Source organism: Enterococcus sp. AZ095a (assembly GCF_050546735.1).
Lineage (GTDB): Bacteria > Bacillota > Bacilli > Lactobacillales > Enterococcaceae > Enterococcus_D > Enterococcus_D entomosocium.
In genome coordinates, this window is record NZ_CP172953.1 from 2,052,455 (window position 1) to 2,078,624 (window position 26,170).

General features: G+C 42.0%; 22 protein-coding genes. 4 read left to right on the top strand and 18 right to left on the bottom strand.

Going from position 1 to position 26,170, the window contains the following annotated elements:
* Positions 1–7 precede the first annotated feature (7 nt).
* From IGJ26_RS09525 to IGJ26_RS09540, 4 genes are all read right to left on the bottom strand, one after another.
* On the bottom strand, positions 8–967 hold the full coding sequence (locus IGJ26_RS09525) for a PhoH family protein (RefSeq protein WP_016612213.1): 960 nt from the start codon (positions 965–967) through the stop codon (positions 8–10).
* Positions 968–1,153: 186 nt separating this feature from the next.
* A complete protein-coding gene (locus IGJ26_RS09530) occupies positions 1,154–1,603 on the bottom strand; it encodes a GatB/YqeY domain-containing protein (RefSeq protein ID WP_005235483.1) in 450 nt (149 codons plus the stop codon).
* A 33-nt stretch (positions 1,604–1,636) separates the two neighbouring features.
* Positions 1,637–1,813, bottom strand: a complete 177-nt coding sequence (gene rpsU, locus IGJ26_RS09535; protein WP_002356740.1) for a 30S ribosomal protein S21 — start codon at positions 1,811–1,813, stop codon at positions 1,637–1,639.
* Positions 1,814–1,973: 160 nt separating this feature from the next.
* The gene (locus tag IGJ26_RS09540; RefSeq protein ID WP_008378408.1) at positions 1,974–2,405 is read right to left on the bottom strand and encodes a Fur family transcriptional regulator; all 432 of its coding nucleotides are present in this window, start codon (positions 2,403–2,405) and stop codon (positions 1,974–1,976) included.
* Positions 2,406–2,500: 95 nt separating this feature from the next.
* On the opposite strand from IGJ26_RS09540, the gene IGJ26_RS09545 reads away from it, so the two are divergent.
* Positions 2,501–3,388 carry a pyruvate, water dikinase regulatory protein gene (locus tag IGJ26_RS09545; RefSeq protein ID WP_008378409.1) on the top strand — a complete coding sequence of 296 codons (888 nt, stop codon included), beginning with the start codon at positions 2,501–2,503 and terminating at the stop codon, positions 3,386–3,388.
* Between the two features lie 79 nt (positions 3,389–3,467).
* On the opposite strand, the gene thrB is transcribed toward IGJ26_RS09545, so the two are convergent.
* The 6 genes from thrB to trxB all read right to left on the bottom strand — a co-directional run bounded on the left by thrB (position 3,468) and on the right by trxB (position 10,110).
* Entirely contained in the window at positions 3,468–4,337 is an 870-nt protein-coding gene (thrB, locus tag IGJ26_RS09550; protein ID WP_008378411.1) for a homoserine kinase, read from the bottom strand.
* Positions 4,334–5,392, bottom strand: a complete 1,059-nt coding sequence (thrC, locus tag IGJ26_RS09555; protein WP_016620425.1) for a threonine synthase — start codon at positions 5,390–5,392, stop codon at positions 4,334–4,336. The genes thrB and thrC overlap by 4 nt, the downstream gene beginning before the upstream one ends.
* Before the next feature lie 2 nt (positions 5,393–5,394).
* Positions 5,395–6,645 (bottom strand): homoserine dehydrogenase, encoded by a 1,251-nt coding sequence (locus tag IGJ26_RS09560; protein ID WP_430599568.1) that lies wholly within the window; start codon positions 6,643–6,645, stop codon positions 5,395–5,397.
* Positions 6,646–6,761: 116 nt separating this feature from the next.
* On the bottom strand, positions 6,762–7,055 hold the full coding sequence (locus tag IGJ26_RS09565; protein ID WP_005235473.1) for an ArsR/SmtB family transcription factor: 294 nt from the start codon (positions 7,053–7,055) through the stop codon (positions 6,762–6,764).
* A 247-nt stretch (positions 7,056–7,302) separates the two neighbouring features.
* Positions 7,303–9,030 (bottom strand): phospho-sugar mutase, encoded by a 1,728-nt coding sequence (locus IGJ26_RS09570; protein ID WP_430599569.1) that lies wholly within the window; start codon positions 9,028–9,030, stop codon positions 7,303–7,305.
* A gap of 147 nt (positions 9,031–9,177) precedes the next feature.
* On the bottom strand, positions 9,178–10,110 hold the full coding sequence (trxB, locus tag IGJ26_RS09575; RefSeq protein WP_008378419.1) for a thioredoxin-disulfide reductase: 933 nt from the start codon (positions 10,108–10,110) through the stop codon (positions 9,178–9,180).
* A gap of 185 nt (positions 10,111–10,295) precedes the next feature.
* Here trxB and IGJ26_RS09580 point away from each other — a divergent pair, with 185 nt between their 5' ends.
* Entirely contained in the window at positions 10,296–11,681 is a 1,386-nt protein-coding gene (locus IGJ26_RS09580; RefSeq protein WP_034872560.1) for an MATE family efflux transporter, read from the top strand.
* Positions 11,682–11,834: 153 nt separating this feature from the next.
* Positions 11,835–12,305, top strand: coding sequence for a glutathione peroxidase (locus IGJ26_RS09585; RefSeq protein WP_005235460.1), 471 nt, complete (start codon positions 11,835–11,837; stop codon positions 12,303–12,305).
* A 231-nt stretch (positions 12,306–12,536) separates the two neighbouring features.
* On the opposite strand, the gene IGJ26_RS09590 is transcribed toward IGJ26_RS09585, so the two are convergent.
* Together IGJ26_RS09590 and IGJ26_RS09595 are read right to left on the bottom strand one after the other, a co-directional pair.
* The gene (locus tag IGJ26_RS09590) at positions 12,537–13,970 is read right to left on the bottom strand and encodes a 6-phospho-beta-glucosidase (RefSeq protein ID WP_430599571.1); all 1,434 of its coding nucleotides are present in this window, start codon (positions 13,968–13,970) and stop codon (positions 12,537–12,539) included.
* A 20-nt stretch (positions 13,971–13,990) separates the two neighbouring features.
* Positions 13,991–15,382, bottom strand: a complete 1,392-nt coding sequence (locus IGJ26_RS09595) for a 6-phospho-beta-glucosidase (protein ID WP_008378426.1) — start codon at positions 15,380–15,382, stop codon at positions 13,991–13,993.
* Positions 15,383–15,642: 260 nt separating this feature from the next.
* Between IGJ26_RS09595 and IGJ26_RS09600 the strand changes: the two genes are divergently transcribed.
* Positions 15,643–16,563: a MurR/RpiR family transcriptional regulator gene (locus IGJ26_RS09600; protein ID WP_005235454.1), complete on the top strand. Its 921-nt coding sequence runs from the start codon at positions 15,643–15,645 to the stop codon at positions 16,561–16,563.
* A gap of 76 nt (positions 16,564–16,639) precedes the next feature.
* Here IGJ26_RS09600 and IGJ26_RS09605 read toward each other — a convergent pair whose 3' ends face one another.
* From IGJ26_RS09605 to IGJ26_RS09630, 6 genes are all read right to left on the bottom strand, one after another.
* Complete coding sequence (locus IGJ26_RS09605; protein ID WP_005235453.1) at positions 16,640–18,559, bottom strand: beta-glucoside-specific PTS transporter subunit IIABC; 1,920 nt, start codon at positions 18,557–18,559, stop codon at positions 16,640–16,642.
* Between the two features lie 197 nt (positions 18,560–18,756).
* Positions 18,757–19,599 (bottom strand): BglG family transcription antiterminator LicT, encoded by an 843-nt coding sequence (gene licT / locus IGJ26_RS09610; protein WP_430599572.1) that lies wholly within the window; start codon positions 19,597–19,599, stop codon positions 18,757–18,759.
* Between the two features lie 414 nt (positions 19,600–20,013).
* Entirely contained in the window at positions 20,014–21,123 is a 1,110-nt protein-coding gene (locus IGJ26_RS09615; protein WP_005235448.1) for a LacI family DNA-binding transcriptional regulator, read from the bottom strand.
* Between the two features lie 148 nt (positions 21,124–21,271).
* A complete protein-coding gene (locus tag IGJ26_RS09620; RefSeq protein ID WP_005235446.1) occupies positions 21,272–22,006 on the bottom strand; it encodes a hypothetical protein in 735 nt (244 codons plus the stop codon).
* Positions 22,003–24,132, bottom strand: a complete 2,130-nt coding sequence (locus IGJ26_RS09625) for a hydantoinase/oxoprolinase family protein (RefSeq protein WP_430599574.1) — start codon at positions 24,130–24,132, stop codon at positions 22,003–22,005. The genes IGJ26_RS09620 and IGJ26_RS09625 overlap by 4 nt, the downstream gene beginning before the upstream one ends.
* 62 nt (positions 24,133–24,194) lie before the next feature.
* Positions 24,195–25,547 carry an SLC13 family permease gene (locus IGJ26_RS09630; protein ID WP_008378434.1) on the bottom strand — a complete coding sequence of 451 codons (1,353 nt, stop codon included), beginning with the start codon at positions 25,545–25,547 and terminating at the stop codon, positions 24,195–24,197.
* Between the last annotated feature and the right edge of the window lie 623 nt (positions 25,548–26,170).

A 26,170-nucleotide genomic window follows, 5' to 3' on the forward strand; every position in this document is an offset into this window, starting at 1 on the left:
AAGACGATCAGCGCTTGTCTTTAAGATCTGCTTCTTCATAAGCTCGAATGATATCGGCCACAACTGGGTGCCGCACCACATCTCCTGCTTCAAAATTAGCAAAAGCAATTTTAGGGATCTCCTGCAACGTTCGCTCCGCATGGATCAAACCGCTTAAAGTCCCTTTTGGCAAGTCGATCTGACTCGTATCGCCATTGACGATCATTTTGGAGTTGAATCCTAAACGCGTCAGAAACATTTTCATTTGAGCGATCGTCGTATTTTGCGCTTCATCTAAAATGACAAAGGCATCTTCTAGCGTACGTCCACGCATATATGCCAATGGTGCGATCTCAATGACGCCTCGTTCCATCAGACGGTTCGTATGATCCATCCCAAAAATTTGATACAACGCATCATAAACGGGGCGTAAGTAAGGATCGACTTTTTCTTTCAAATCGCCTGGCAGAAAGCCAAGGTTCTCTCCTGCTTCAACCGCGGGCCGTGTCAAAATAATCTTTTGCACTTGACCTTTCTTTAAAGCAGCGATCGCCATTACGACGGCCAGAAAGGTTTTTCCGGTTCCGGCTGGTCCGACCCCAAAGACCACATCATGTTTACGGACAGCTTCGATATATTTCTTTTGACCGGCATTTTTTGCCCGAATCGGTTTCCCATTACGGTCCTTGATGATTTCTTCTTCATACATATCTTTGAAATAATCAAGACTGCCTTTGTTTACCATGTTCAAAGCTGTGATCACATCAGGAGTACTGATATTGATGCCTCGTTTGATCAACTCTTGCAACGCTCGGATCACGGATTGTGCTTTTTCTGTAGCTTCCGCTTCGCCGACGATTTGGATCAGCTCCCCACGAGTGTGAATGACCGTCCCCGTCGAGTCTTCAATGATTTTAATGTTCTTATCGTGAGCACCTAAGAGTAAACGAACGTCATCGTTCTCACTAAGTGTTATCTCGATCGTCATAGTTTTGTCTGTCAAATATGTTACAGCTCCTTTTTTGGCGTTCTTATTAATAATAACATAAGATGCAAAAAAGAAAAATTACTTATAAAGTCCAAGGGTAGTTTCCTTTTTGTCCTTATGCTTTTTTTAAGTTTTTGAAATCAGAAAAAAAGCCGCGAGCATGTCATCCATACTCGCGGCGTGAGCTTACATTTGATCCAATAATTCTTTAACGATCGCATTGACTTGATTGCCGTCTGCTTTGCCTTTGACTTGCGGCATTACAGCACCCATCACTTTTCCAAATTCTTTGGAAGAAGAAGCACCAGTCTTTTCAATCGCTCCAGCAACGATTTGGCGGATTTCCGCTTCATCAAGTTGTGCTGGCAAATATTTTTCAACAACTGCAATTTCAACTTTGACTTTCTCAGCTAGATCATTTCGGTCAGCTTTCTCAAACTCATGTAAAGAGTCCCGACGTTGCTTCATCTCACGAGATAAAACGGTCAACTCTTCTTCTTCATTCAAGTCAGAACCTTTTTTGATCTGCTCATTTTGAATTGATGCTTTCAACATGCGGATCACCTGCAAGGTTTCCTTGTCTTTGGCTTTCATCGCTGTCTTCATGTCATCATTCAGTGTACTTAGTAGTGTCACACTACCAGCTCCAATTCTCAAAACAGTAGAAAATTAGAATTTTTTGCGTTTTCTAGCTGCTTCAGATTTTTTCTTACGCTTTACGCTAGGTTTTTCGTAAAATTCACGTTTACGAGATTCCTGTAAAGTACCCGCTTTTGACACGGAACGTTTGAAGCGACGAAGAGCATCGTCAAGTGATTCGTTTTTGCGAACGACTGTTTTTGACATGTAAATTCCCTCCCTCCGAGCTTAAAAAGTAACCGTAGTTGTTATTGAAATAAAATCCCAAAAAACACGACTGTCCTTTAAAAATTATAGCTAACCCCTGAAAAAGTGTCAAGGCATTCTGTTAAAAAAGTCTTCGATACTGTCAAGTTTGTTTGGGTTTTCATTGACATTCTTCACAACGACCCAAAATCTCGAAGCGATGACCCTCGATCAAACAACCGGGAAGCTGTTCTTGAAAGAAGTCCATTGGGCAAATATGCAGTTCTTTTGTTTTGCCACAAACCGTGCAAATAAAGTGATGGTGATGATGGTCTTCTAATTCTGCACAACAGTTATAGCGAAACTTCATCTCACCGTTCAGTTCTGTTTCTTCTAAAATACCAATCTCAGAAAAATCGTGCAAATTCCGGTAGATCGTATCATAACTCAAGCCAGGGTACTTTTCCGACATGTATTCGTGAATTTCTTTTGCCGGTAAATAGCGATTGCGTTTCACTAAATAGGTAATGATCGCTTCTCTTTTTTTCGTATTTTTAAAGCCATTTTCTTTCAACGTTGTCATGGCATGCTCTATGAGCGTTTGATTTTTCATCGTAGACCCTCCTGATAAATCAAAATCATTCCGATTCTATCAATCTTAAGTATGGTATAATGAAATCAATAAAAAAGCAAGAGAGGATTTTTCTTATGAAGCCAAATGAACCAGAACAACTAGACTTGCAAGAAAAATTGCAAACCAGTGCTGCAGTGACGATGTTCGTTTTGTCGGACTCTGCCGGTGAAACAGCATCGAAGCTTGCCCAAGCGACAATGGCACAGTACCCCAGCGTCGAATTTAACCTTTTTAGACGCACATTTATCCACACGAAAGAGCACTTGATCAAAGCATTATCAGATGCTAAGAAACACAATGCCATTATCCTTCACACTTTGATCAAAGAAGAACTCGTGGATTTGACGAATCATTTTTGTGAAGAAGCGGATCTCTATCATTTCGACGTATTAACACCGCCTGTCAGTGAAGTGGCACGCCGCACTGGAGTAGCACCTTCACGAGAGCCAGGGGCTTTGCACCACCTGAACGAAAATTATTTCAAACGCATCAAAGCCATGGAATTTGCGGTCATGTACGATGACGGAAAAGACCCTCGTGGCTTCTTGGAAGCAGATGTCGTGTTACTAGGGGTTTCTCGAACCTCAAAAACACCGTTGAGTCTATTTTTAGCGAACAAAAACTTAAAAGTCGCTAATTTGCCTTTGGTTCCACAAGCCCACATCCCGAAACAGCTCTGGGAAATCGATCCGAAAAAAATCGTCGGGTTAACAAATGATCCGAATGTGTTAAACAGTATCCGCAAAGAACGGATGCGTTCTTATGGCCTGAACCCTGATTCTGCATATTCCGATATTGAAAAAATCAAAGCAGAGCTGACGTTTGCTAATGATCTTTATGAGAAATTAGGTTGTGTCGTGATCAATGTCGCTTCCCTTTCCATCGAAGAAACCGCCTCAATGATTTTAAATGCATTAAATTTAGAAGACCATAGCTATTACACTTCAGAGACAAAAGACTGACAACGATAAAGCAATAAAAAAAGATGAACAGACTGCCGTCTGCTCATCTTTTTTAGGATATCTATCATTTCAAAGTTTTTTAAAAAACTTGCAGCCCTTCACGATCGATTTGTAGTTGTTCGATATACGCATTGCTCTCCAAGGCATGTAAAAGTTTTGAGATTCGTTCTGCCCGTTCCTCTGGGACGATCGCTAAGACCGTTGGTCCAGCGCCGCTTAAGAAACAGCCATAGCCGCCTTCTTCTTCGCAAATCTGGCGAATGGTCGACAAGTGTGGCACAAGCTTTTCCCGATAGGCTTCATGAAAACGATCCTGCTGCATCAATTTCCCTGCAAGAGGCAGATTGCCATTGATGACCGCTGCGATCATAACATTGGCGATCGCACTGGCCTCAACTGCTTGCTCGTGAGAAAGTGTTTGCGGCAAGACTTGACGACTTGCTTCAGTCAAAAGTTCTTCATGAGGAATATAGGCAATGATCTCGCACTCTGGAAAATGATGCTTTACTAAATACGTATGCTTGTGCTGATGGTCATAAGCAGCAACTGCAAAATCTCCATAGATCGCTGGTCCAACATTGTCAGGATGCCCTTCAATGGCAGTTGCGATCTCAAGCTTTTGTGCTGCACTCAGATTCATGTGGGCCATTCGGTTGGCTAGTTCAATACCAGCGACGATCACCGAGGAACTACTGCCTAAGCCTCGTGCCAAAGGAATATCCGAACTCATACGGATCTTCAGGGGTTTCATGTCTGGTGCTAATTTTAGTGCCACACGCAAAAGTAAGTTAGTTTCATCGTTTGGGATCTCTGAGCCTAGCTCATGGATGATCTCCCATGTATCGTTTTCTTTTAAAACTTCGATGAACAAATACTTTGACAGGGCAATCCCGCAGGAATCAAAGCCAGGCCCTAAATTCGCACTGGTTGCAGGAACGCGGATCTTCATAACTTGGCAACTCCTTCACGAAGATGCTGGCGCATTTCTTCTAAATCACTCATTTTATTGATGGTTACTTCTGTCGCTTTGATAGCTGTATCAGGATCCTTCAGACCATTTCCAGTAAAGACGGCAACGACAGTCTCACCTGGTTTGATTTTCCCTGCTTTCACGTGCTGGATGACACCAGCAAGCGAGGCAGCAGAGCCTGGTTCAATAAACACACCATCTTGCGCAGCAATTTTACGATACGCATTCAAAATTTCCTCATCGGTTACTGCATCGATGTATCCTTTTGATTCATCACGAGCGGCTTCTGCCAACTGCCAGCTGGCTGGATTGCCGATACGAATCGCTGTAGCGATGGTTTCCGGCTGTTCAATGACTTCCCCACGAACGATGGCAGCCGCACCTTCTGCCTCAAACCCATGCATTCTTGGCAACGTGGTGCCTTTTTTCTCATGCCATTCTTTGAATCCTTTCCAATAAGCCGAGATATTCCCAGCATTACCAACTGGAATTGCAAGAACATCAGGCGCCTGTCCTAGCTGTTCGCATACTTCAAAGGCAGCTGTTTTTTGTCCTTCTAAACGATAAGGATTGACAGAGTTCACTAATGCCACAGCTTCTGTTTTCGCAATATCCCGGACTGCTTTTAACGCTTCATCAAAGTTTCCTGGAATCGAAATGATGTCCGCTCCATAAACGATCGCTTGCGCCAGTTTCCCCATAGCGATCTTGCCTTCTGGAATGACGACATAAGCTTTGATTCCTGCTCTGGTCGCATAAGCGGCTGCGGCTGCACTAGTATTTCCTGTCGAGGCACAAACGATCGCTTTCGCGCCTTCTTCCACCGCTTTTGCCACCGCCATCACCATGCCGCGGTCTTTAAATGAGCCTGTCGGATTCAGGCCTTCGTATTTTCCATACAATTGGATCCCTAATTCATTTGAAAGACTTGGTAATGGAATCAGAGGTGTATTTCCTTCAGCCAGCGACAATGCTGGGGTATTTTCATTAACTGGGAGATATTCTTTGTATTGATGCAATAATCCTTGATACATGTTTATTCCTCCATCACTTTCATTATTTGCACGTTTTGCGTATTCGCGTATGCCTTGAGTGCTACTGTTAGTTCCTTTTCACTGATTGGCTTCGTGATTCCAGCTATTCGTTGGCTTGCTTCATCAAATGCTGTGTGCTTTGATTCAAACCATTCTGGGAAAGAAGCTGCATTAAGGTCTTTACTTGAAAAGGAAACATAGTGTTGCACAGGAACTTCTTGTACCGAAGCCAATGCTGTTTCTTTTTCAAAGGTTAAAAAAGGTTCAACGATCCCGAATGTTTTGTTTTTAGCCAATACCGTCAAATCGGCAACCACACTAGTGGCTGTCGGACGCGATCCAGCCCCTGGTCCATAAACCATCGACTGATCAATTCCGTCGCTTTTGATAAAAATACCATTGAACTCATTTTGGATCGTCGCCAAGGCGTGGTTTTTTGGCACTAACACCGGCCCAACCGATACAGTAAGGGAACCGTCATCAGTCTTTTGAGCTGCGCCAATCAATTTCACTTCATAGCCAAAAGCTTGTGCCTGCTTAATATCTTCTACAGCTAATCCGCGAATACCTTTTGTTGCAACATCTGCAACGTCGATTGTTTTCCCAAAAGCAAATTTGGTCAGAATCACCATTTTATAAGCCGCATCGATACCGTCAACATCATTGGTAGGATCTGATTCGGCAAAACCTTTTACTTGAGCTTGTGACAACGCATCTTCATAGGTCAGGCCATCTTCCGTCATTTTCGTCAGCATATAATTGGTCGTCCCATTGACGATGCCAAAAATTCCTGTGATGGTATCAGGTAGATAGTGGGTGCTCAATGTGCGCAAAATCGGAATTCCTCCCCCCACACTGGCTTCATAATAAAGAGAAACACCGGCTTTTTCAGCAATTGCCAGCAGTTCAGGTCCATGGGTGGCAATCAAATCTTTATTTGCCGTCACAACATGCTTTTTATTTTCTAAAGCAGCTGAAATAAACGCTTTTGCCGGATCGATCTTCCCGATCAATTCCACAATTACGTCGATGGTCTCATCTTCAAACAACTCATTTGCCTCATTCGTCAAAGCAAACCCATACTTAGCTGCTAACGCAGACTTATCCTCATAAGGCGAAGCTAATGCTTTCGTGATTTGTACACTGACTCCTGTGCGTGCTAGAATGGCTTCTTTTTGCTCTGCCAGCACTTGGCATACCCCGCTGCCGACAACACCCATTCCTAATAATCCAATGTTCAATTGCTTACCCATAATGCCCCCTAACTGAAAACGTTATTAAAAACCGTTCATCTAATTTTAATATTTCCACTAGCATACCAAAAACAATAAGAAAAAACTAGGACTTTTGAGAAATTCTCGCCCTAGTTTTAACGGTGATGGATATGTTCGAATGTTTTTTGCAAAATATCCACAACATGTTTGTCATCAAGACTATAAAGGATGGTTTTTCCTTGTCTTTCCGACTTTACGATCCGATTATCTTTCAATAGTTTCAACTGATGAGAGACTGCTGATTGTTCCATATGTACTTGTTCCGCGATTGAAGTGACATTGCGTTCACCCTCTTGAAGGGACAACAAAATTTTTAATCTGGTCGGATCACTAAGCATCTTAAAAATCTGCGTTACTTGCTGAATTTCCTCTAATTTAGGCGGAGTCATCGCGCCACATCCTCTCTTATTTCCTTTTGCATTTTAGCCCTTGATAGACGGCTTGTCAATCAGCGGCCGCCAAACAAGGAGAAGTAATTAAATAAAAGACAAGAATAGATCCAAGTGTCAGAAAATTCCCTTTAGAAGCTTAGGTCCCTCAACAACTGTTCGTTGAGGGAAACAAATGCTTCTTTTTCTACCACTCGGATCATTCAGTCAAATTGCAATTTTTTGATTATGAAGGCAGCAGATGACTTTATTCACCTGTGATTTCTTCAATCGCTGCTTGCAGATCAGCAATTTTTTGTTCTGCTGCTTCTGCCGTTTCGCCTTTTACACCAATATAAAACTTGATTTTCGGTTCGGTCCCAGAAGGACGAACCGCAATCCAGCTTTCATCTTCCAAGGTGTATTTCAAAACATCAGAAGGCGGTGTGGTCATTTTTTGTTGGTGACCATCTAAGCCCACACGAGTCAACAGTTTAAAGTCTTCTGTTTGTACGACAGGGGTTCCTGCGAAGACAGAAGGTGCTTTTTCACGGAAAGTCTTCATCAAGGCAGCAATCTTAGTTGCCCCTTCCATGCCGCTCATCGTTACAGAAATCGTTTTTTCTGCATAATAACCGTACTCTTCAAAAATATCTTGCAGACCGTCATACAATGTTTTGTTTGATTGTTTGTAAAAAGCAGCCACTTCTGCTAATAAAACGAGCGCTTGGATCGCGTCCTTGTCCCGTACGAATGGTTTTACTAAGTAGCCATAGCTTTCTTCAAAGCCAAACATAAAGGTTTGAGAATGGTCTTTTTCAAATTGTTGGATTTTTTCGGCAATAAATTTAAAGCCGGTCAATACGTTGATCATATCCACATCGTAGGATTTAGCGATCGCTGTTGGCAATTCACTAGAAACGATCGATTTTAAGACTGCTGCATTTTCTGGCAATGTCCCAGCTGTTTTATGGGCTTCTAAAATGTAACGGATCATCAATGCGCCTAACTGGTTACCTGTCAACACTTGGTAATTGCCATCTGGCATTCTTACTGCAGCTCCTAAGCGATCGGCATCTGGATCTGTTGCGATCAACAGGTCAGCACCTTCTTTTTCTCCTAAAGCAATCGCATATTCAAAGGCAGAGTGCTCTTCTGGATTCGGTGATTTTACTGTACTGAAATTTGGATCAGCAACCGCTTGAGAAGGTTCAATAATGAATTGTTGGAAACCAGATTGTTTCAACGCTTTCTCCCCAAGCATCCGCCCTGTTCCGTGAAGTGGTGTATAGACAAGTTTCAAATCTTTGCCCACCGTATCGATCAATTCTTGATCGATCGTGACTTCTTTGATCTCTTTCAGATAGGCAGTATCGATTTCTTCGCCAATAATAGAGATCAAGCCGCTGTTTTTGGCTTCTTCTTCACTTAAAACAGGGATCTCTAACGGATTTTCAATTTCCCGAACGAATTTTGTCAATGCATCCGCATCTGCTGGTGGCATTTGTCCACCATCTTCCCCATATACTTTGTAGCCATTGTATTCGGCTGGATTGTGAGAAGCTGTGATCATGATTCCAGTAAAGGTTTTTAAGTAACGCACAGCAAAAGATAATTCTGGCGTCGGACGTAAGCTTTCAAAGACGAAGGCTGGAATATCGTGTTTTGCCAATGTTTTTGCCGCTTCCATCGCGAACTCAGGTGAAAAATGACGGGAATCATAGGCGATCGCTACGCCACGACGTCTTGTTTCAGGATCTTGTGTATCCATAAAGCGAGCCAATCCTTCGGTTGCTTGACGAATCGTATAAATGTTCATCCGATTGATACCAGGTCCTAAAATTCCTCGCATACCGGCAGTCCCAAATTCCAAAGGCATATAAAAAGCGTCTTCTAACATCGCAGGATCTGCTTCTAATGCGGTCAATTGTTCTTTTAATTGTGGATCTAAGTGTTCACTGTTTTTCCATTGATTAAATGTTTGTTCCCATGCCATAAAATAACCTCTCCTTTTTCCGTTAAAATGCTCTAAAATTAGTATAACACTACTTACAGATTTCTCAAAGAATAACCAAACGAAAAATAAAAACAGCTGCTATCAAAAGTGATTGACACTTTAAAAATAACAGCTGATTCCATTAAACTATTTCGTTAATTGAGCATCCTTTTGTGTTTCAATAAAATCAAACACTTGTTGACCAGCAATACTGCCATCGCCGACTGCCGTCGTGATTTGACGCAAGCCTTTTTCACGAACATCGCCAACCGCGTAAACACCAGGAATTGAAGTTTCCATCTGCTCATTGGTTAAAATCCAGCCAGCATCATTCGTGATACCGCTGGCTTTGAATGGTTCTGTCAACGGATCTAAACCAACATAGATAAAGACACCGCCAGCAGCTTCTTCTGTCACTTCATCCGTTTTTACGTTTCTGATTTGCACGCCAGTCACGACCATCTCATTGCCTTTGATTTCTTCAACAACAGAATCCCAAATAAAAGAGATTTTCTCGTTGGCAAATGCGCGATCTTGAATGATTTTTTGTGCTCGTAATTCGTCACGACGGTGAACGATCGTTACTTCGGAAGCAAATTGTGTTAAGTAGATAGCTTCTTCGACTGCCGAGTCGCCTCCGCCAACAACAATCAAGCGTTTGTTACGGAAAAAGGCACCGTCACAAACCGCACAGTATGAAACACCGCGTCCCGCGAATTCTTCTTCGCCTTTGACGCCTAACTTTCTATGTACGCATCCTGTGGCAATGATGATTGTTTTCCCTTGATAGGTTTTGTCTTCGGTGGCAACTTCTTTGAATTCACCTTGATCCGTGATGCTCTGAACGATCCCATAGGCATTTTCAACACCAAATTTAATGGCACCTTCATACATTTTAAATGCTAATTCAGGGCCTAAGATTGATTCGTATCCTGGGTAGTTTTCAACTTCAGCCGTATTGTTCATTTGACCGCCAGGTGCGCCTCGTTCAATCATTAGTACTGATAAATTCGATCTTGACGCATAAAGCGCTGCTGTCATCCCCGCAGGGCCTGCGCCGATGATAATTACATCATACATATATTTCCCTCCAATTTGGACTACCCATACTTTACTTTCAAAAGCAAATTCTTTCAACTCATCTGCTTACAAAAAATAATAAGATATTCCTGCTTTTACTTTTGAAAATTACATTGACTTTCTTTTCAATTTTTGTAAAATTTTCACGATACGTCTATTATATAGAAAATAAGGAGTCCTTACAATTGAATAAGAAAAAACTTTTAGGAAAATCAGACCGTGAACTGCTTTTCCTCAGCTGGCCGATTTTTGTTGAGCTATTTTTGCGGGTCGTTATTGGGAATGTCAACGTTTGGATGATTTCTCATTACTCCGAGCCAGCAGTAGCGGCCGTCAGTGCTGCCAATCAACTATTGAATTTAACGGTCTTTATATACGGTTTCATCACCGTGGGTACTCAGATCATTATCGCACAACTGATTGGTGCGAAAAAACGCGACCAGATACCGAAAGTCATCAATACCGCTCTCTTTGGCTCATTGTTCATCGGTATTTTGATCAGCTTAATGTTCCTTTTCGGCTCAACCTATCTCCTTCGTTTCATGGGATTGGATGCTGAATTAGTTGCTTTAGGTCATGGATACTTACAAGTGTATGGAGGAAGTCTGTTCCTTTCATCGATCACGGCGGTCATAATTGCTGTCATGCGTAGCCACAGTTTCACAAAACCTGCATTATTGGTGCCGATGTTTGCTAGTATCCTAGCCGTCATTGGGAATTACTTTGTCTTATATAGCCCCTTTGGTTTACCGAATTTCGGTGTGACCGGATTGGCATTTTCTAGCGTCTTTGGTAATTCGATCGGTTTAGTAATTGCCGCAATGTTGCTGAAGAAGCATGTGAATTTTTCTGTTTTATCTGCCCGTTTCTCGAATGTCTCTTGGGGTGTGATGAAAAACATTTTGACTTACGGATTGCCTTCTTCTGGCGAGTCTCTTTCCTATCAAGGAGCGCAAGTCGTAGTGACGATGATCGTGGCTCAACTTGGTGCCAGCGTCTTGATTGCAAAATCTTACGTAACAGCTATCACCCAATTTGTTTATTTGATTGCCTCCGCATTGAGTCAAGGGAATCAAATCATGATTGGCCGCAATGTCGGTGCTGGAGAATACGATCGCGCGCATCAGCGAGGCATGCGCACGATGGTGATCGGGATCATTGCCTCGGTAACGATCTGTTTATTGACTTACTTGTTTATTGAGCCAATCATGGGAATCTTTACCACCAACGCGGAAGTGATCGAGATTGCCAAAGGTGTCTTTTTGGTAGAGATCGTTTTAGAAACGGCGCGTGCAGTCAATATGATCCTTGTGGGTTCCTTAAATGCAAGTGGCGATGTGAAGTTCCCATTGATCTGTAGTCTAGTTGTTCTATGGGTCATCAGCTTACCGTTTTCCTATTCACTGGCGATCGTCTTTAAATTCGGCTTGATCGGCGTTTGGATCGCTTATGCCATTGACGAAGCATTGCGCAGCGTCTTAATGATTTATCGTTGGCACTCCGGTGTATGGAAAACTAAATCTGTCGTTCATCCACAAGAAACAGAACCCGAAGTATTGCCAGAAGCATAATTAAAGTCCAGCGGTCTCGGTGACTGCTGGACTTTTTTGTTTTCCATAAAAAATAAAATGCGCCAAGAAGTTTGCTTGGTTTTTTTGAAGACTTTGCTCTATACTTGTCTCAGAAGCTATCGACTACGATTTACATTAAAAGGAGCGTTTGCTATGTCAATCTATGACTACCAAGCAACATTGGAAAATGGCGAAACTTATTCGCTAGCAAAATACGAAGGTCAACCGCTAGTGATCGTCAATACAGCTACGAAGTGTGGTTTGAGCCCGCAGTTCAAAGAACTACAAGGTCTTTATGAAACTTATAAAGACCAAGGATTGGTCGTTTTAGGGTTTCCTTCTGATCAGTTCAAACAAGAAGTCGGGTCAGCCGAAGAAGCCGCAGCCGCTTGCCGAACCACCTATGGTGTCGACTTTCCGATGCACAAGTTAACAGTGATCAATGGAAAAGACGCGGATCCCTTGTTTCGCTATTTGGAAGAAGAAGCACCTGGCACGCTAGGAAAAGCCATTAAATGGAATTTCACGAAATTCTTGGTGGATCGCCAAGGTAAAGTCGTTGAGCGTTTTGCTCCCCAGACAAATCCTCAAAAAATGATTCCAGAAATTGAAAAAGTTCTTTAAAAAACAGAGAAAGGCGATTTTGAGGACAAAACATGTCATCCTTAAGGTCACCTTTTTGTGATTGCTGCAACATAAACATTATACAACAATCACATTGGCGCTTGTCAAAATATCTGAATGTCTATTTCTTCTTAAAGAAACCATTCGTTACAAAGATTTCAAAAAGACTTTAAAAAAACTGCAGTTGATCCCCTTTGATTTCTCAACGGGATCAACTGCAGCTTCTTTTGATTAGTTATTCGATAAATCTTCACCATTTGAAGCAATCACTTGTTTGTACCAATCAAATGATTTTTTCTTGGTTCGTTTCAAGGTGCCGTTTCCTTCATTGTCACGGTCCACATAAATGAAACCATAGCGTTTTTTCATTTCACCTGTTCCAGCTGAAACTAAATCGATACAACCCCAAGTCGTGTAACCCAATAAGTCGACACCATCTTGTTCAACCGCATCTTTCATTGCTTGGATATGCTCTGCCAAATATTGGATGCGGTAATCATCTTCCACATAGCCATCTGCATCTGGTGTATCCACAGCGCCTAGACCATTTTCAACGATAAACAATGGTTTTTGGTAACGGTCATAAATGTCATTCATTGTAATCCGCAAACCAAGTGGATCAATTTGCCAACCCCACTCACTTGCTTCCAAGTATGGGTTTTTCACAGAGGCAAAAATATTGCCAGCCGTTTGTTCTAACAATTCAGCGTCCGTTGTTGATACGCGTGAAGAATAGTAAGAGAAAGAAATAAAGTCTACGGTGTGAGCTTTCAACAGCTCAAGGTCGCCTTCTTCCATTTTGATTTCGATCCCATTGCGTTCCATTTCTTTCAGCGCAAATTGTGGATATTCCCCACGTGATTGAACATCAATAAAGAAATAGTTTTCGCGATCTGCTTTGCGTGATTCCCAGACATCTTCTGGTTTGCTTGTATATGGATAGTACGCGCCAGCAGCCAGCATACAACCTACTTTGTTTTCAGGATCGACTTCGTGAGCGATTTTCGTTGCGATTGCGGATGCCAACAACTCGTGGTGAGCCGCTTGATATTTCACTTGCTCAACGTTATCGCCTTCTTCAAAATAAAGTCCCGCTCCCATAAATGGCGCATGTAGAATCATGTTGATTTCGTTGAAGGTCAACCAGTATTTTACTAATCCTTTGTAGCGGTTGAAAATCACGTTACACAAGTTTTCATAGAATCCGACTAATTCACGAGAACGCCATGCTCCGTATTTTTCAACTAAATGCATTGGGCAATCAAAGTGAGTGATCGTTACTAATGGTTCGATCCCATATTTGTGGCATTCTTTGAAAAGATCTTCATAGAACTTCAAGCCGTCTTCATTCGGTTCTGTTTCATCCCCTTTAGGGAAAATCCGACTCCAAGCGATCGACAAACGGTAGGTTTTAAAGCCCATTTCGCCAAATAGCGCGATGTCTTCTTTGTAGCGATGATACATATCGATCGCTTCTTTTGCTGGATAGAAATGTTCGTCATCAAAATCGAACATTTTCATTTGACCAGTAATGACTGGAAAACGATCTTTGCCGATCGGTACCACGTCAACGTTTGCCAAGCCGCGTCCGCCTTCTTGGTAGCCTCCTTCACATTGATTGGCAGCTGTTGCGCCGCCCCATAAAAAGTCTTTTCTAAATGCCATGTTTCTTTCCTACTTTCTCTTTATTTAACTAGTTCGCGATCAAGTTCGCGGGCTACTTCATCTTGTACTTCTACGCCTTCTTTTTCAAGACGTGCGATCGTTTCCTTAAATTTAGGCAAGTGATCTTTGTGGGCAATAAACAGTTCGTCCATGACACGTTTTGCCGTATCACCTGATGGAACCAATGGGTTGATGGTGAAGGCTTGTAATGCGATATTGTAATCCCCCGTCACAGCTGCTTCGATCGTTAATAATTCCATTGCTTTCATTACCTGTAACCAACCTTTTTCAGCTGTCGGTAACTCACCAAAGGCAACATTTCTAGCCCCTTGTCCGCCAACGTAAGCTGTTACTTCGACTACGCAATCGGCAGGAAGATCTGGAACGGCGCCTTCATTTTTGGTTGAAACGACGATTTGGGTATTTTTATTAGCATAAATGGAAGCAATCGTTTCACACGCTGCATCTGAGTAGTAAGCACCACCACGTTTTTGCAGCTGTTCTGGTTTATGATCCAATTCAGGATCTTTGTACAACTCAAACAATTCGGCTTCGGTTTGTTTCACTTGTTGTGCGCGTGTACCGACAGTCTTGTACTCTTCGATCGCATGATTCAGCATTTCTTCTTGACGATAGTAGTAACGATGATAACCGCAAGGGATCATCTTCATTTGTTCTAGCTGTTCTTTGTAAAATGGAATATCAAAGATATTCTTCGGTAAGCCATTGTCTTCTTCATACATTTTATCAATAATATCCATCGTTACATCGTTGCCGTGTGAATCAGCAACTTTGTGCCAATGGAAGTGATTCAATCCTGCAAATTTGTAGATCAATTCGTCCGGTTCTTTACCGATCAAGGCTGGCTCAATCATGGTTGCCATGACTGGCACATTACACAACCCGATCACTTTGTCCCATTTTCCGTAACGCACGATTGCTTCAGTCACCATGCCGCTTGGATTCGCAAAATTGATCAACCAAGCATCCGGACATAAACGTTTCATGTCTTCAACAATTTCAAGAATGATTGGAACCGTACGAAACGCTTTGAACATTCCGCCAGGGCCGTTGGTTTCTTGACCAATCATGCCATAATAAGCAGGAATTCGTTCATCTTTAATGCGGGCATTCAGCAACCCTACTCGAAATTGGGTCGTAACGAAATCAGCATCTTTTAGCGCTTCTTCTCGATCCAATGTCATGTGGATTTTTACATCGTAGGGTGACGCATCCCACATCCGTTGTGCCATCGCACCAACGATTGCTAATTTTTCTTTTCCTGCTTCGATATCTACTAGCCAAATCTCACGAATCGGCAATTCTTCATAGCGTTTGATAAAGCCTTCCATTAACTCCGGGGTATAGCTGCTGCCGCCACCAATGGTTGCAATTTTAATTCCTTTTGTCATTGTATTGCTCCTTTGCTATTTTATTTACATTCTTATTATCATTCATAAAAACATTTGATTCAATGTAAATAGCATATTTAGAAAAAGCGTTTGCAAATCTCGCTTCTTCTTGCAGATGTTTTGTAAAAAAGATTTACAAAGAGCATCAAATAAGGAATAATTAGGATGTAAACGATTCGCTAGGTACTGAATAAAAACGAATTTTTGTAAAAACCATTTACAAATAATCATAAAAAAATGTAAAAAGGAGCATAGATACCATGTTGTTACAAGAAAAAATGCGCCAAATCAAACTAGCACCAGCGGAACGATCGTTGATCGATTATTTATTAGCCAACCCGACTGCGATGGCGGATCAAACCATTAAGGAATTGTCAGAAAAGACCTACGTTCATCCTTCTACTTTTATTCGGATTGCCAAAAAATTAGGCTTCAATGGTTGGCTCGACTTAAAAACGGCCTTTGTGGAAGAGCAAACTTATATGAGCAGCCATTTTACTGATGTAGATGCGAACTTCCCTTTTTCCTCCCATGACGGCATTATGACCATCGCCAAAAAGTTGGCAAAGCTTGAACAAACAACGATTGAAGATACGCTTTCCTTGATCCATCATGATGAATTACAAAAAGCGAAACAATCGTTGCTCAACGCCAACCATATCAAGATCTTCGCCAGTAATGCCAATACCTTGATTTCTCAAGACTTTGTTTTGAAGATGCGGCGTTTAGGAAAAAACATTCACGTCTGCGACACCTTCGGCGAGAGTGCTTACGAGGCATCTAACTGTACCTCCGATACGACCGCGATCTTGATTTCTTACACCGGTGAAAACAAAATGGTCAAAGAAATCGGTAAGATCCTTGCCGAGCGGCAGGTTTCCATCATTGGCATGACGAGTATCGGGGAGAACTCCTTGGCGAAATTAAGTAATTGTGTTTTGAATATCACGACAAGAGAACGGCTCTACTCAAAGATCGCCAACTTTACGATCAATACGTCCGTTTGCTACTTGCTGGATTTGTTGTACGCAGTCGTCTTTTCGGAGCATTATGAAAAAAACTTGCAGCATTTGATCGATATTGGCATGGCTTATGACAAGCGCCCTACATCATCGACGATAATCGCTGAGCCAACCTACGATAAAAATCTTCATTATAAAGACTCACTGTTTCCCAATTAAATGACTGACAAAAAGCGATCGCTTCACATGGGCGATCGCTTTTAACCTTACGTAGAACTTGTTAGAAAGTTTTTGGCTAAACTAAAGCCGTGATCAAATCATCGGAACAGCCTACCTCACGTTTGTCTGACTCGATGATATCCAAATAATCGGCGGAGTTGGTGACTAACACTGGGGTCTCAATATTAAATCCAGCTTTGATCAATGCATCCTTATCAAAGGTGATCAATTTTTGTCCGCGAGTCACCGTGTCTCCTTGCTTCACATGGGCTTCAAAGTATTCACCGTTTAATTGAACAGTATCTAAACCAATATGGATCAAAAGCTCTAAGCCGTTCTCAGAGATCAACCCAATGGCATGTTTGGTTGGGAACAAGGTCATTACTGTTCCGTCAAAAGGAGCCACAACTTCGCCTTTTGAGGGATGGATCAAGATGCCTTTTCCTAGAATCCCTTGTGCGAAGGCTTCATCTTTTGCACTGCTTAGTGGTGCGATCGTTCCTTCAACAGGGGAAGTGATTACTTCTTTCCGAACAGTCATCGCTGGTTGTCCTTCTGCGATTTCTTCTTCCACCGCATCATCTTTCCAGAAAGCCATCGTCAAACCAAAACCAATCGCTGCAGCGATCAAGATCCCGATGACCGAGAACCACATGCCACTGGCATCGCCTTCTGGAGTGATATAGTTAAAGATTCCAAAGACGCCTAAACCACCAGAGGTATAGCTCGTTGTGCCATTGATCATTAAGAAGGCACCTGCGACCGCCCCACCAATCATTGAGAAGAAAAACGGCATTTTTTTCGGTAACGTGATCCCATAAATTGCTGGTTCTGTTACACCGAAAAGTCCTGAGATAATGGCTGGTGGACATAGAGCTTTTAGTTTTTTGTCTTTAAGTTTAAAGTACATAGCCATCACTACCGCTGTTTGGGCAAAGCTGGCACCAAATGATGCTACCAAAATTTGACTGTAGCCGAGCTGTGTCACTTGCATAATGTGTAGTGGCACAACTGACCAATGCAAGCCGAAAATAACCAAGACTTGCCAGAAGAAGCCTAATAACAAACCATAAATCGCTGGAGAGAAGTCCATCAATGCTTCAAATCCTGAGCTTAAAAGATCCGTCAACATACTGATCACAGGTCCAATCACCAAAAAGCCAATTGGCAATGCAATCAATAAAACCAAGAAAGGCACTAAAAATGTTTGGACAACAGACGGAATGATTTTCTTCGCCAATTTTTGAACTTGTGCAGCGAATGCGATGATAAAGATTACTGGAACCACACTACTAGTATATGTCGCACCAACCCACGGAATCCCTAAGAAGGTTTCATACGCTGGCAAGCCTAATAAGCTATAAGGTGCAGCAGCTCCCTCGCCAGCTCCGGCAACAAATGCCGCTTGCAAGGCTGATCCTTGAATCGTCGGATAGCAAAGCGCCGACCCGATCACGATTCCCACCATTGGATTTAAGCGGAATTTTTTTGCTGACGTATACCCTAAAATCACCGGCATAAACATGAAGATCGAATCACCGATCGCATTGAACATCACATAGGTACCAGTCGTTGTTGTATAATCGATCAAACCTGTTGTACCAATAAAAAGCAACAGTGCGTTTAGTCCTTTGATCATCCCAGCCGCACACAAAGCACCTAAGAAGGGTTGGAAGCAGCCGCTCAAAATATCGATCAAACGATCAAACAAGTTGCCACCTGAGGCTGTTTCTTCAGCATCACCACTGATTCCTGCAACATCGATCACTTCTGCATAGACATCTGGCACATGGTTTCCGATAACCACCTGGTATTGACCGCCACTCTTCATGACCGTCACGACACCTTCCATGTTCTTTAAGACTTCATCATTTGCGACGCCTTCATCCTTTAATTTAAAACGCAGGCGTGTGATACAATGCGTCAAGCTATTGATGTTCTCTTTCCCACCGACATTTGCGACAATTTTTTCTGCTAATTCACGATATTTACCCATTTTTGATTCCTCCAATTTTTTTGTATTGAAGGTTTAGCCAACTGAATGTCACTATCCAAAATGTTTCGTCTTTGATATGCTGCTTCTTAACTAGCGGTCCTAAAAATACGTTTTAATAAAAATCATTGCCAAAAAATTATTCTTTCTTCTATATCTTGCACTGAGTAAAACTCCTTCTCCTTTCTTCTTTATTTCAATCAACGATTTTTTTGCACAAGTCTGGCAATATGAATCGTTAAATACAAACTTTCGTCACTGGACATTTGATACTGATATTGATTTTCTAATAGTTCAGCGATTTTTTGTACGCTTTGATACGCATTTCGGTACTTCACTTTGACCATAGCCAAAAGATCTTCATCGGTTTCATCCGTATGAGGGGTATGGTTTTGCATTCTTGAGACAAAAAATTTCAAATGCGTAGTGAAGCGATAAAAATAAACGGACTCTTCATCAAAGGTGGTTTTGAAAAAATATTTAACAATGTTAATGATGTCTTGCATCGTTTGGGTTAGCTCAGCAATATTGCCTTGGTCACCATTTTCGGTTTGCGCATTGACCAGATGCAGAGCAATAAAGCCAGCTTCATCATCTGGCAGCTGAATCCCGTAATGTTCTTTGATTTTTTCTACTGTTTTGCAGCCTATTTGGTACTCATCGGGGAAAAAACGCTTGATATCCCACAATAAGACATTTTTGACCGTCATTCCTTTTTTCGATCGTTCAATGGCACAGTGCATATGATCTGTCAGCGAGATGTAGATGGAATCATTGATGGGGGATGACAATTCTCGCCGAGCATACTCAATGATCTCATTGGATAATTCAAGATATTCCAGTGGTAAGTCAGCAAGCAGCTCTTGAAATTGAGATAAGATCGTCTGATTTTCTAAGCGATATACTTTATCGACCGTTTCTGAAGAAATGTCATCTCCCACTTTTTTCTTAAAGGCAATCCCCCGCCCCATAACAATAATCTCGTTTTGACTTTGATCGGTAGTGATCACAACATTATTGTTTAACACTTTACTGATTTTCATGTCCTACCCCCACTTACTTTATCATTGCGGATATGGTTCATTGCTTGTCTTTATTGTTTAGCCAACAGTCAACACAGAAAAAACCTCATGAAAGCAGCGCAAATACCGCAGCTTCATCAGGTTTAGCTTGTTAAAAATCAACAATCACTATCCATTAGAACCAGTTCTATTATCTTTATCATAGCAAAGGTAGAAAGCGCTGTCAATCGTTGTTCGTTATTTTTACTGACACCTAATACGAATCTATTGATCGTTTGTTGAAAACACGAGGGATCAATTTTTATTCGTTCTTATCTTAGATAAAGACAAAACCTTAACGAACGATAAAAAACCGCTCCCCAAAGACTTGACTGATCAGTCTAATGATGGGGAGTCGGCTATTATGTCATTTGCTTCTTGTTTTTTCAAAAAAAGCTAATCATCTTGTTTACGATAATTTTTTTTGATGTAAGGCTGGTTTTCTTGGTTCATACGGATAACGATTTTATCAAAACTATTGTCACTCACTTGTGTCGAACCACTCATTTTGATTTTTGGCTGTACTTCGATCACTTTTGGTTTATACTGCATTTTCCCTTTTGAGATCCGCTTGACTAAAAGTTCAGCAGCTTGCGAACCAATTTCATACGACGGTTTTTCAATCACAGACATTTCATGATGATAAAGTTTGTTCCAGCCTAAATCATCATAGCCCCCGATCGCAACGTCTTCTGGAATCCGCAAGCCCAAGCTATAGATCACATGGATCAATGCAAACATCAACTCACTGTTTTCAGCTAATATTGCTAAACGATAGCCTTGATTTTTTTTCAACAATTCGTTTAGTGATTCCTTACACGCGTCAAATGCCACTTGTGTTTCTTCGATCTCAAATGCTAGTTGCTCAGGATTTCTGACTGCGATTTTAGAACTTTCCAGAAAAAGAGCAAGTTTTTTCTTCCGACTAGGCGTTGTGAGCGGTGGTGTAAAGTAAGCGACTCGATCAAAGCCTTCTGAATAAATACGTTGAATCATCTCGGCCGTCGCTTTTTCATTATCAACGATGACTGTATCAATCATCAATTCTTCGATCGTGCAATCAGCCAGCACGATTTTGACCTTTTGCTCAGTCAAGCTTTTCACGAATGCTTCGTCCTGATTCGACGATAGAATAAGCCCTTCCACTTGACGGTCGATCAACGCTTGGATTTGATCCTGCTGAGAAATATTTTTTTGATCGGTTTCAACAAGAATCACCTGAAAAGATTTTCGTATACAATAATCATTGACGCCTCGAACTAAAGCTGCTACTTCCGGGATCATGATATTGCTGACAACGATGCCGATCAATCCCGTTTTATTGTTTTTCAACCCCTGTGCTAGCGCATTTGGACGGTATTCAAGCTCTGCGATCACTTCTTCGATGCGCTTTTTTGTCTCTGCTGACATAAATTCATATTTGCCATTCAAATATCTAGAAACGGTGGTTTTTGAAACATTTGCTTTTTCTGACACCATCTTAATGGTGATTTTCTCATTTGCCATTCAATCCACGCCTTGCTTTTTGCTGTTGGTCAATTATATCATGGAACCCTTGAAAAATGAACAAGGACCGATTTCGTTCGACACGGACTGTCCTATCTCAATAGTGACAGATCGTAAAGAAGCCGCTAAGTGAGCTATTTTCAAAGAACTAGCCCATTGCTTCAATGTGGCGCATTTCTTGCTGCACGACTTCATATATACTTTTTGAAAAGTCCACTTCCAACGGATAGGAAAGCAAAATATCTAATATTTGAGGCACAAAGTCTGCCTCACACAGTTCTTTTGCAAAAGCCATCGCAGCAATTTCCGAAGCACAACCAACCGTTGACCGGTGCTCGTAGGAAAAAAAGCGCCACAGTGGGATCGTTTTGGTGATATGGTACATCGTGGCACCATGTTGCTCTTCTAAATAGTGAAAAATTTCATGGGCGATCAAGATCCCTCGGACAACTTCTGGTTTAGGCAATATTTGCGAAGATTGAGTCAGCACAGTGTAGGCAGCAATGGGTTCAGTGATCAATTCAATGGAGCGCTCCATGACAAACTGCGCAAAGACCATGCGAAACTTCGTCGGTTTTCCAGATCTTTCCGTAATTGATAAACCAAGCTTATTCGCCAAGTACCAGGCACGATCTGCCTTTTCCTGTTTTTTCAAATCAAACTGGTCGAGCATTTTTTGCGCCCATGTTCTACCACATAAGATGGCTTCTTCAATGATTTCGTTTTTTTCCTCTTCCCTCACTTTATTACGTAGCATCTCGCGGGTAAACTCAAATACTCCCCAACTGAATTCGCTGATGGGCATGAGCTGTTCATACCACTTTTCTAATAATGCCAGATCAACCGTATTTTGCTGTTTTAAGAAAAACCTCTGCTTGATCATAGGGAGTTCGCCGCCAGAATCATCACTTCTTCATTAGAATCTAAAGTCGACATTTCGATATCGATCAACAACATCAATGCCTCCAAATCGTTTACTGAAAAATCCATCACCCGAGGTCCGGCACAAATATAGAAATCTGGACGCAAAATCACTTCTGTCTGATAGATCGCCAAATCATCCCATAGTTGCTCGACTGCTTGCACATAATTCTCCGCGGTGGTTTTGATGACCTTCCCTGAAGCTCGTTGTACTTTAATAAAGCCTTTTTTATCAAGGATTCGAATTGCCGGATTGTCTCCTGTAGAAACACGGGTTCCAAACACATAAAAATGCGAGCTTTTCTCTAAAAGATCAATTTCGTTAGTAGGTAGCCCTAAATCGCCCGCTGCTAATTCTTGGGCTTCCTCGACGGTTGCCTCTGCTAAAAGATCCGTCGTCTTGACTTCGGTGGAACCAGTTGCAATGGCTGTGACTTTAGACGTTTGAGGATCGATTTCGATAAAGACTTCCACACTTTCTGGGGTAGCCCCACTCTCAATGGCTTTATTGATAGCCTCTGTTTTGATTGATCGCAAGTCTTCTTTCGAAGGTGAAGGAATAATCCGTTCAACGACATCTCGTACCATCGCTAGGGCGACGCCAATAGAGGAAATCACTTCAGCATTCTCCGGAATCGAATATTTTACGCCCATTTTTTCTGACAAGTAGATAATTAATGACGAAGCGCCGCCGCCAACTCCTACTAATGAAATCTGGCTTTTTTCTAGTTTGTATTTTTCTGCTAAAGCCAAAATGACTGGCTCTAATTTTGCGTAAGAACGCTCCATGATTTGAGTCGCGATATCTTCGATCGTCGTGCCACAATAATCCGCTAATACGCCCATCGCTTTTCGAGCCGCTTCGATATTCCCATAAGAGAAATGTTCCGGTTTGATCAAGCCCAACACGTTTGCTGCACATGAGTTGGTGATGGTTACCCGATCACCATTATCAAATTTGATTGCAACATAATCTGCAGGATCGCCTTCTTTCGGACTAAAGAATTCCACCGTTCCTCCTGTCCAGTTGATTGGATCAGAGTAAACTGCGTAGTCAAGACCGGCAATATGTGCAGAACGAGGTCCTACATCTACCACTCCATTAGCAGTTGCGCGAATCATGGCCCCCCCTGCACAGCCCGTGATTCGTACATCCAAACTGGAAATGTATGTTTCATGTCCGCCAACGACAGAATAGTCGATCGCTGGCCGTCCGTTTTTAATGACACCGATATTGGTGGTTGTGCCGCCTACTTCAAAATACACGCCATTTGATGCTCGTAAATACATCAGTGAACCCATTACTGAAGCTGCCGGACCCGAGAGCATGGTCAGAACTGGCCGCTTTTTCATCTCAGCAATCTCCATAACCCCACCATCGCCTCTCATGATCATTAAGGGTACATCTACACCAGACTCCTTCACAGAGACTTCCGTGGAATTTGCGACAGATAACATTTTAGGTAAAATACTTGCATTGATAGTGGCAGTTCGTGTCCTTCTGGTCAATCCGTAAAGTTTCGTGATATCTGAAGCAACAGTACATGGAATTCCTTTTTCTGTACAAACTTCCATCACTAGATTCTCAGCATCATTATTATCTACACCAAAAGCCATACTAGCGACGATCACTTCTGATCCTTGCCTCACTAGATCATCGATCATTTCTTCAACACTCGCTTTATTCATTCCTTTGAGTTTTGAGAAGGCATTGATGATCTTAATGGATCGCTGATTCCCTAGAACGATATCGGCAATTTTTAATTGACGCTTTGCCAGAAATCCTTCGAAACCACCACGAGCCATACCGAAAACACCAATGTCAGCCACATCCCCTTCAATCAAAGCGTTCGTGGCTTGGGTGGTTGAATGAGCAACAAAAATCACACTTTTTGGGTCAATATCATTTTCTTTCATACAATTTTGAAAACTCTCGACAACGCCAGCAGCTACCCCCCGTTCATGATCATGAGTGGTCTTCACGCTGGATTTTCCTATGATCTCGTGAGTCAGATTATCGATAGCGACAGCTTTTGTATGGGTACCGCCTACATCGATCCCCATTCTAACTTTTCTTAATTCACTCATTTCCACTTTCCTCCTACATCCATAGTTGCATGATTTATTGATTAGCTACGTTCTTTCATCGACTAGTTATTCAAACCGAACAAAATGAGCGCAATGATACACAGGATCGCACTAGAAAGCCACCCAGCTGGTATCGAAAACTTCATGAAATCTTTAGAACCAACTTTATGATGTCCTAGACCCCATGCTACCCATGACTGAGTAATATCCAAATGCTGAGGAGCGATCGTGACCACAGCGAAAAGTGGAAAAATGAATGCCAGATCCCAATTTGTGGCAGCTAAGATCACTGCCGCTACTGCGCCTCCTGATCCGACTAAGTTCAAAGGACCGCGGAAGAAACCAAGGGGCGCTAAGATGGCAAATAAGATCGCAAGAGCCACGGTACTATGAGGAACTAGACCGCCAACGATTGGTTCAAAGAAAGGAACCGCTAGACTTGCAGCTGAATTAAACATAGCCAGTACTAATAAGAAACCTACCAGGGGCGCAACATCGACAGCACCATCTGCAAATTGTTTAGCTAACATGCGGCAAATATTCACGAAACCACCTTTTAATTTTCCGCAAGTCAGTAAGGCGTACAAAGCTGCGAGAATAAATGCTGGAATAATAGGAAATTCAGCAAACACAACGAGTAAGACTGGTGCGATCACAGCTACCCAAGAATACCAAGGAGCATCGCCTGAAGTTGCGCCAGGTGTGGAAGCCCACGCTTTGACTTTTGATGATTTCGCACGACTTAAAGCAATATTGGCAAAAACCAATGTCACAAGTAAGGAAACGACTAGTGCAATCATGCCGAATGTGAAATAATCGGAAAACCCATATTCCATCATGGATTGACTTCCGTCAGGTTGTAATGCCGCTAAAATACCTTGGTATTGCACAAAATTTGTTACATTGGCAAAAATTCCCGCCATGATGGAACCCATAAAAGCGAATAAAGCGATCGCTGTTGGAATACCCAACGCTTGCAAAATTGGCATAACGATCACTGCGATAGAGATTACAGGACCAATGCCCGTCATGGATGTGAAACATAAAGCAGTAACAGTACATAAAAGGGTCATGGTGATCCGTGGTTTATCCCCACCAAGCTCAACAACCTTGCGAATCAGCGTTGCTGCGATCCCTGTATCCATCAAAATCCGACCAAAGAAGGAACCGAAGAAAATATTGACCAGAATCGAACTAGCAAAACCGGCGGGTCCTGTTTGATAAATATTTGTGATCGTATCGACAAAATTCAAAGCTGTTAAATCCGGACTCAACGCATTGCCAATAAAAGCTAAAACGGTCCAAAGTGTTGCCATAACGAAGAAACCCACCATCAGGTTGAACCCTTTGACGCAGTACCAAACCATTCCTAAGAAAGAAACGATCATTAAAATACCAATTATAATTTCTACCATAAATTTTCCCTCATCTTTCCATTTGAACTTTTTTTGTTCATACATCGTGTTGCAAGTTTCTACGTTTGCTACTTCCCCTATTCTCGCTGAATGCGACCTTTATCATGAAATAATCGGCTAGACTTGTGACCATTTCCCACGTTTGCTTCCCTCCTCTTTTTTGTTAACCGTTTTAGTTAACCGGTTAACAAAAATTTTAAAAAAATAAAACAACGAATAATATCTCGTGTTTATCCACTATCTTTAAGCTTCCACTCGATTCTCCTTCGATCCCTTCTCGATGGGGAGCTGCCACTATTCAAATCAACCTCCATATTCCACTCTCGTCGGTTGGGCTCTTCGTAAAAGATAGGCTCAGGATGCTTGCCTTTTGATTAGAGCCGCTTCCCTCCTGTTTCTCCTCTATGATTCGATCCTCTTGTTTGCACAACATTTCACATAAGGCTCCTCTGACACTCGCCTGACCGAGCGTAATTACTAGTCTAAACCGAAAAGGATCCTAACCGATTAATCATTTGTTTGACTAGGTGCTAGTTGTTTTAATGTCTACATGATAGCAAAGGGTGAAAACGCTGTCAATCACAAATAGAAATTTTTGCTTCATTTGTTCAATTTATACAAAA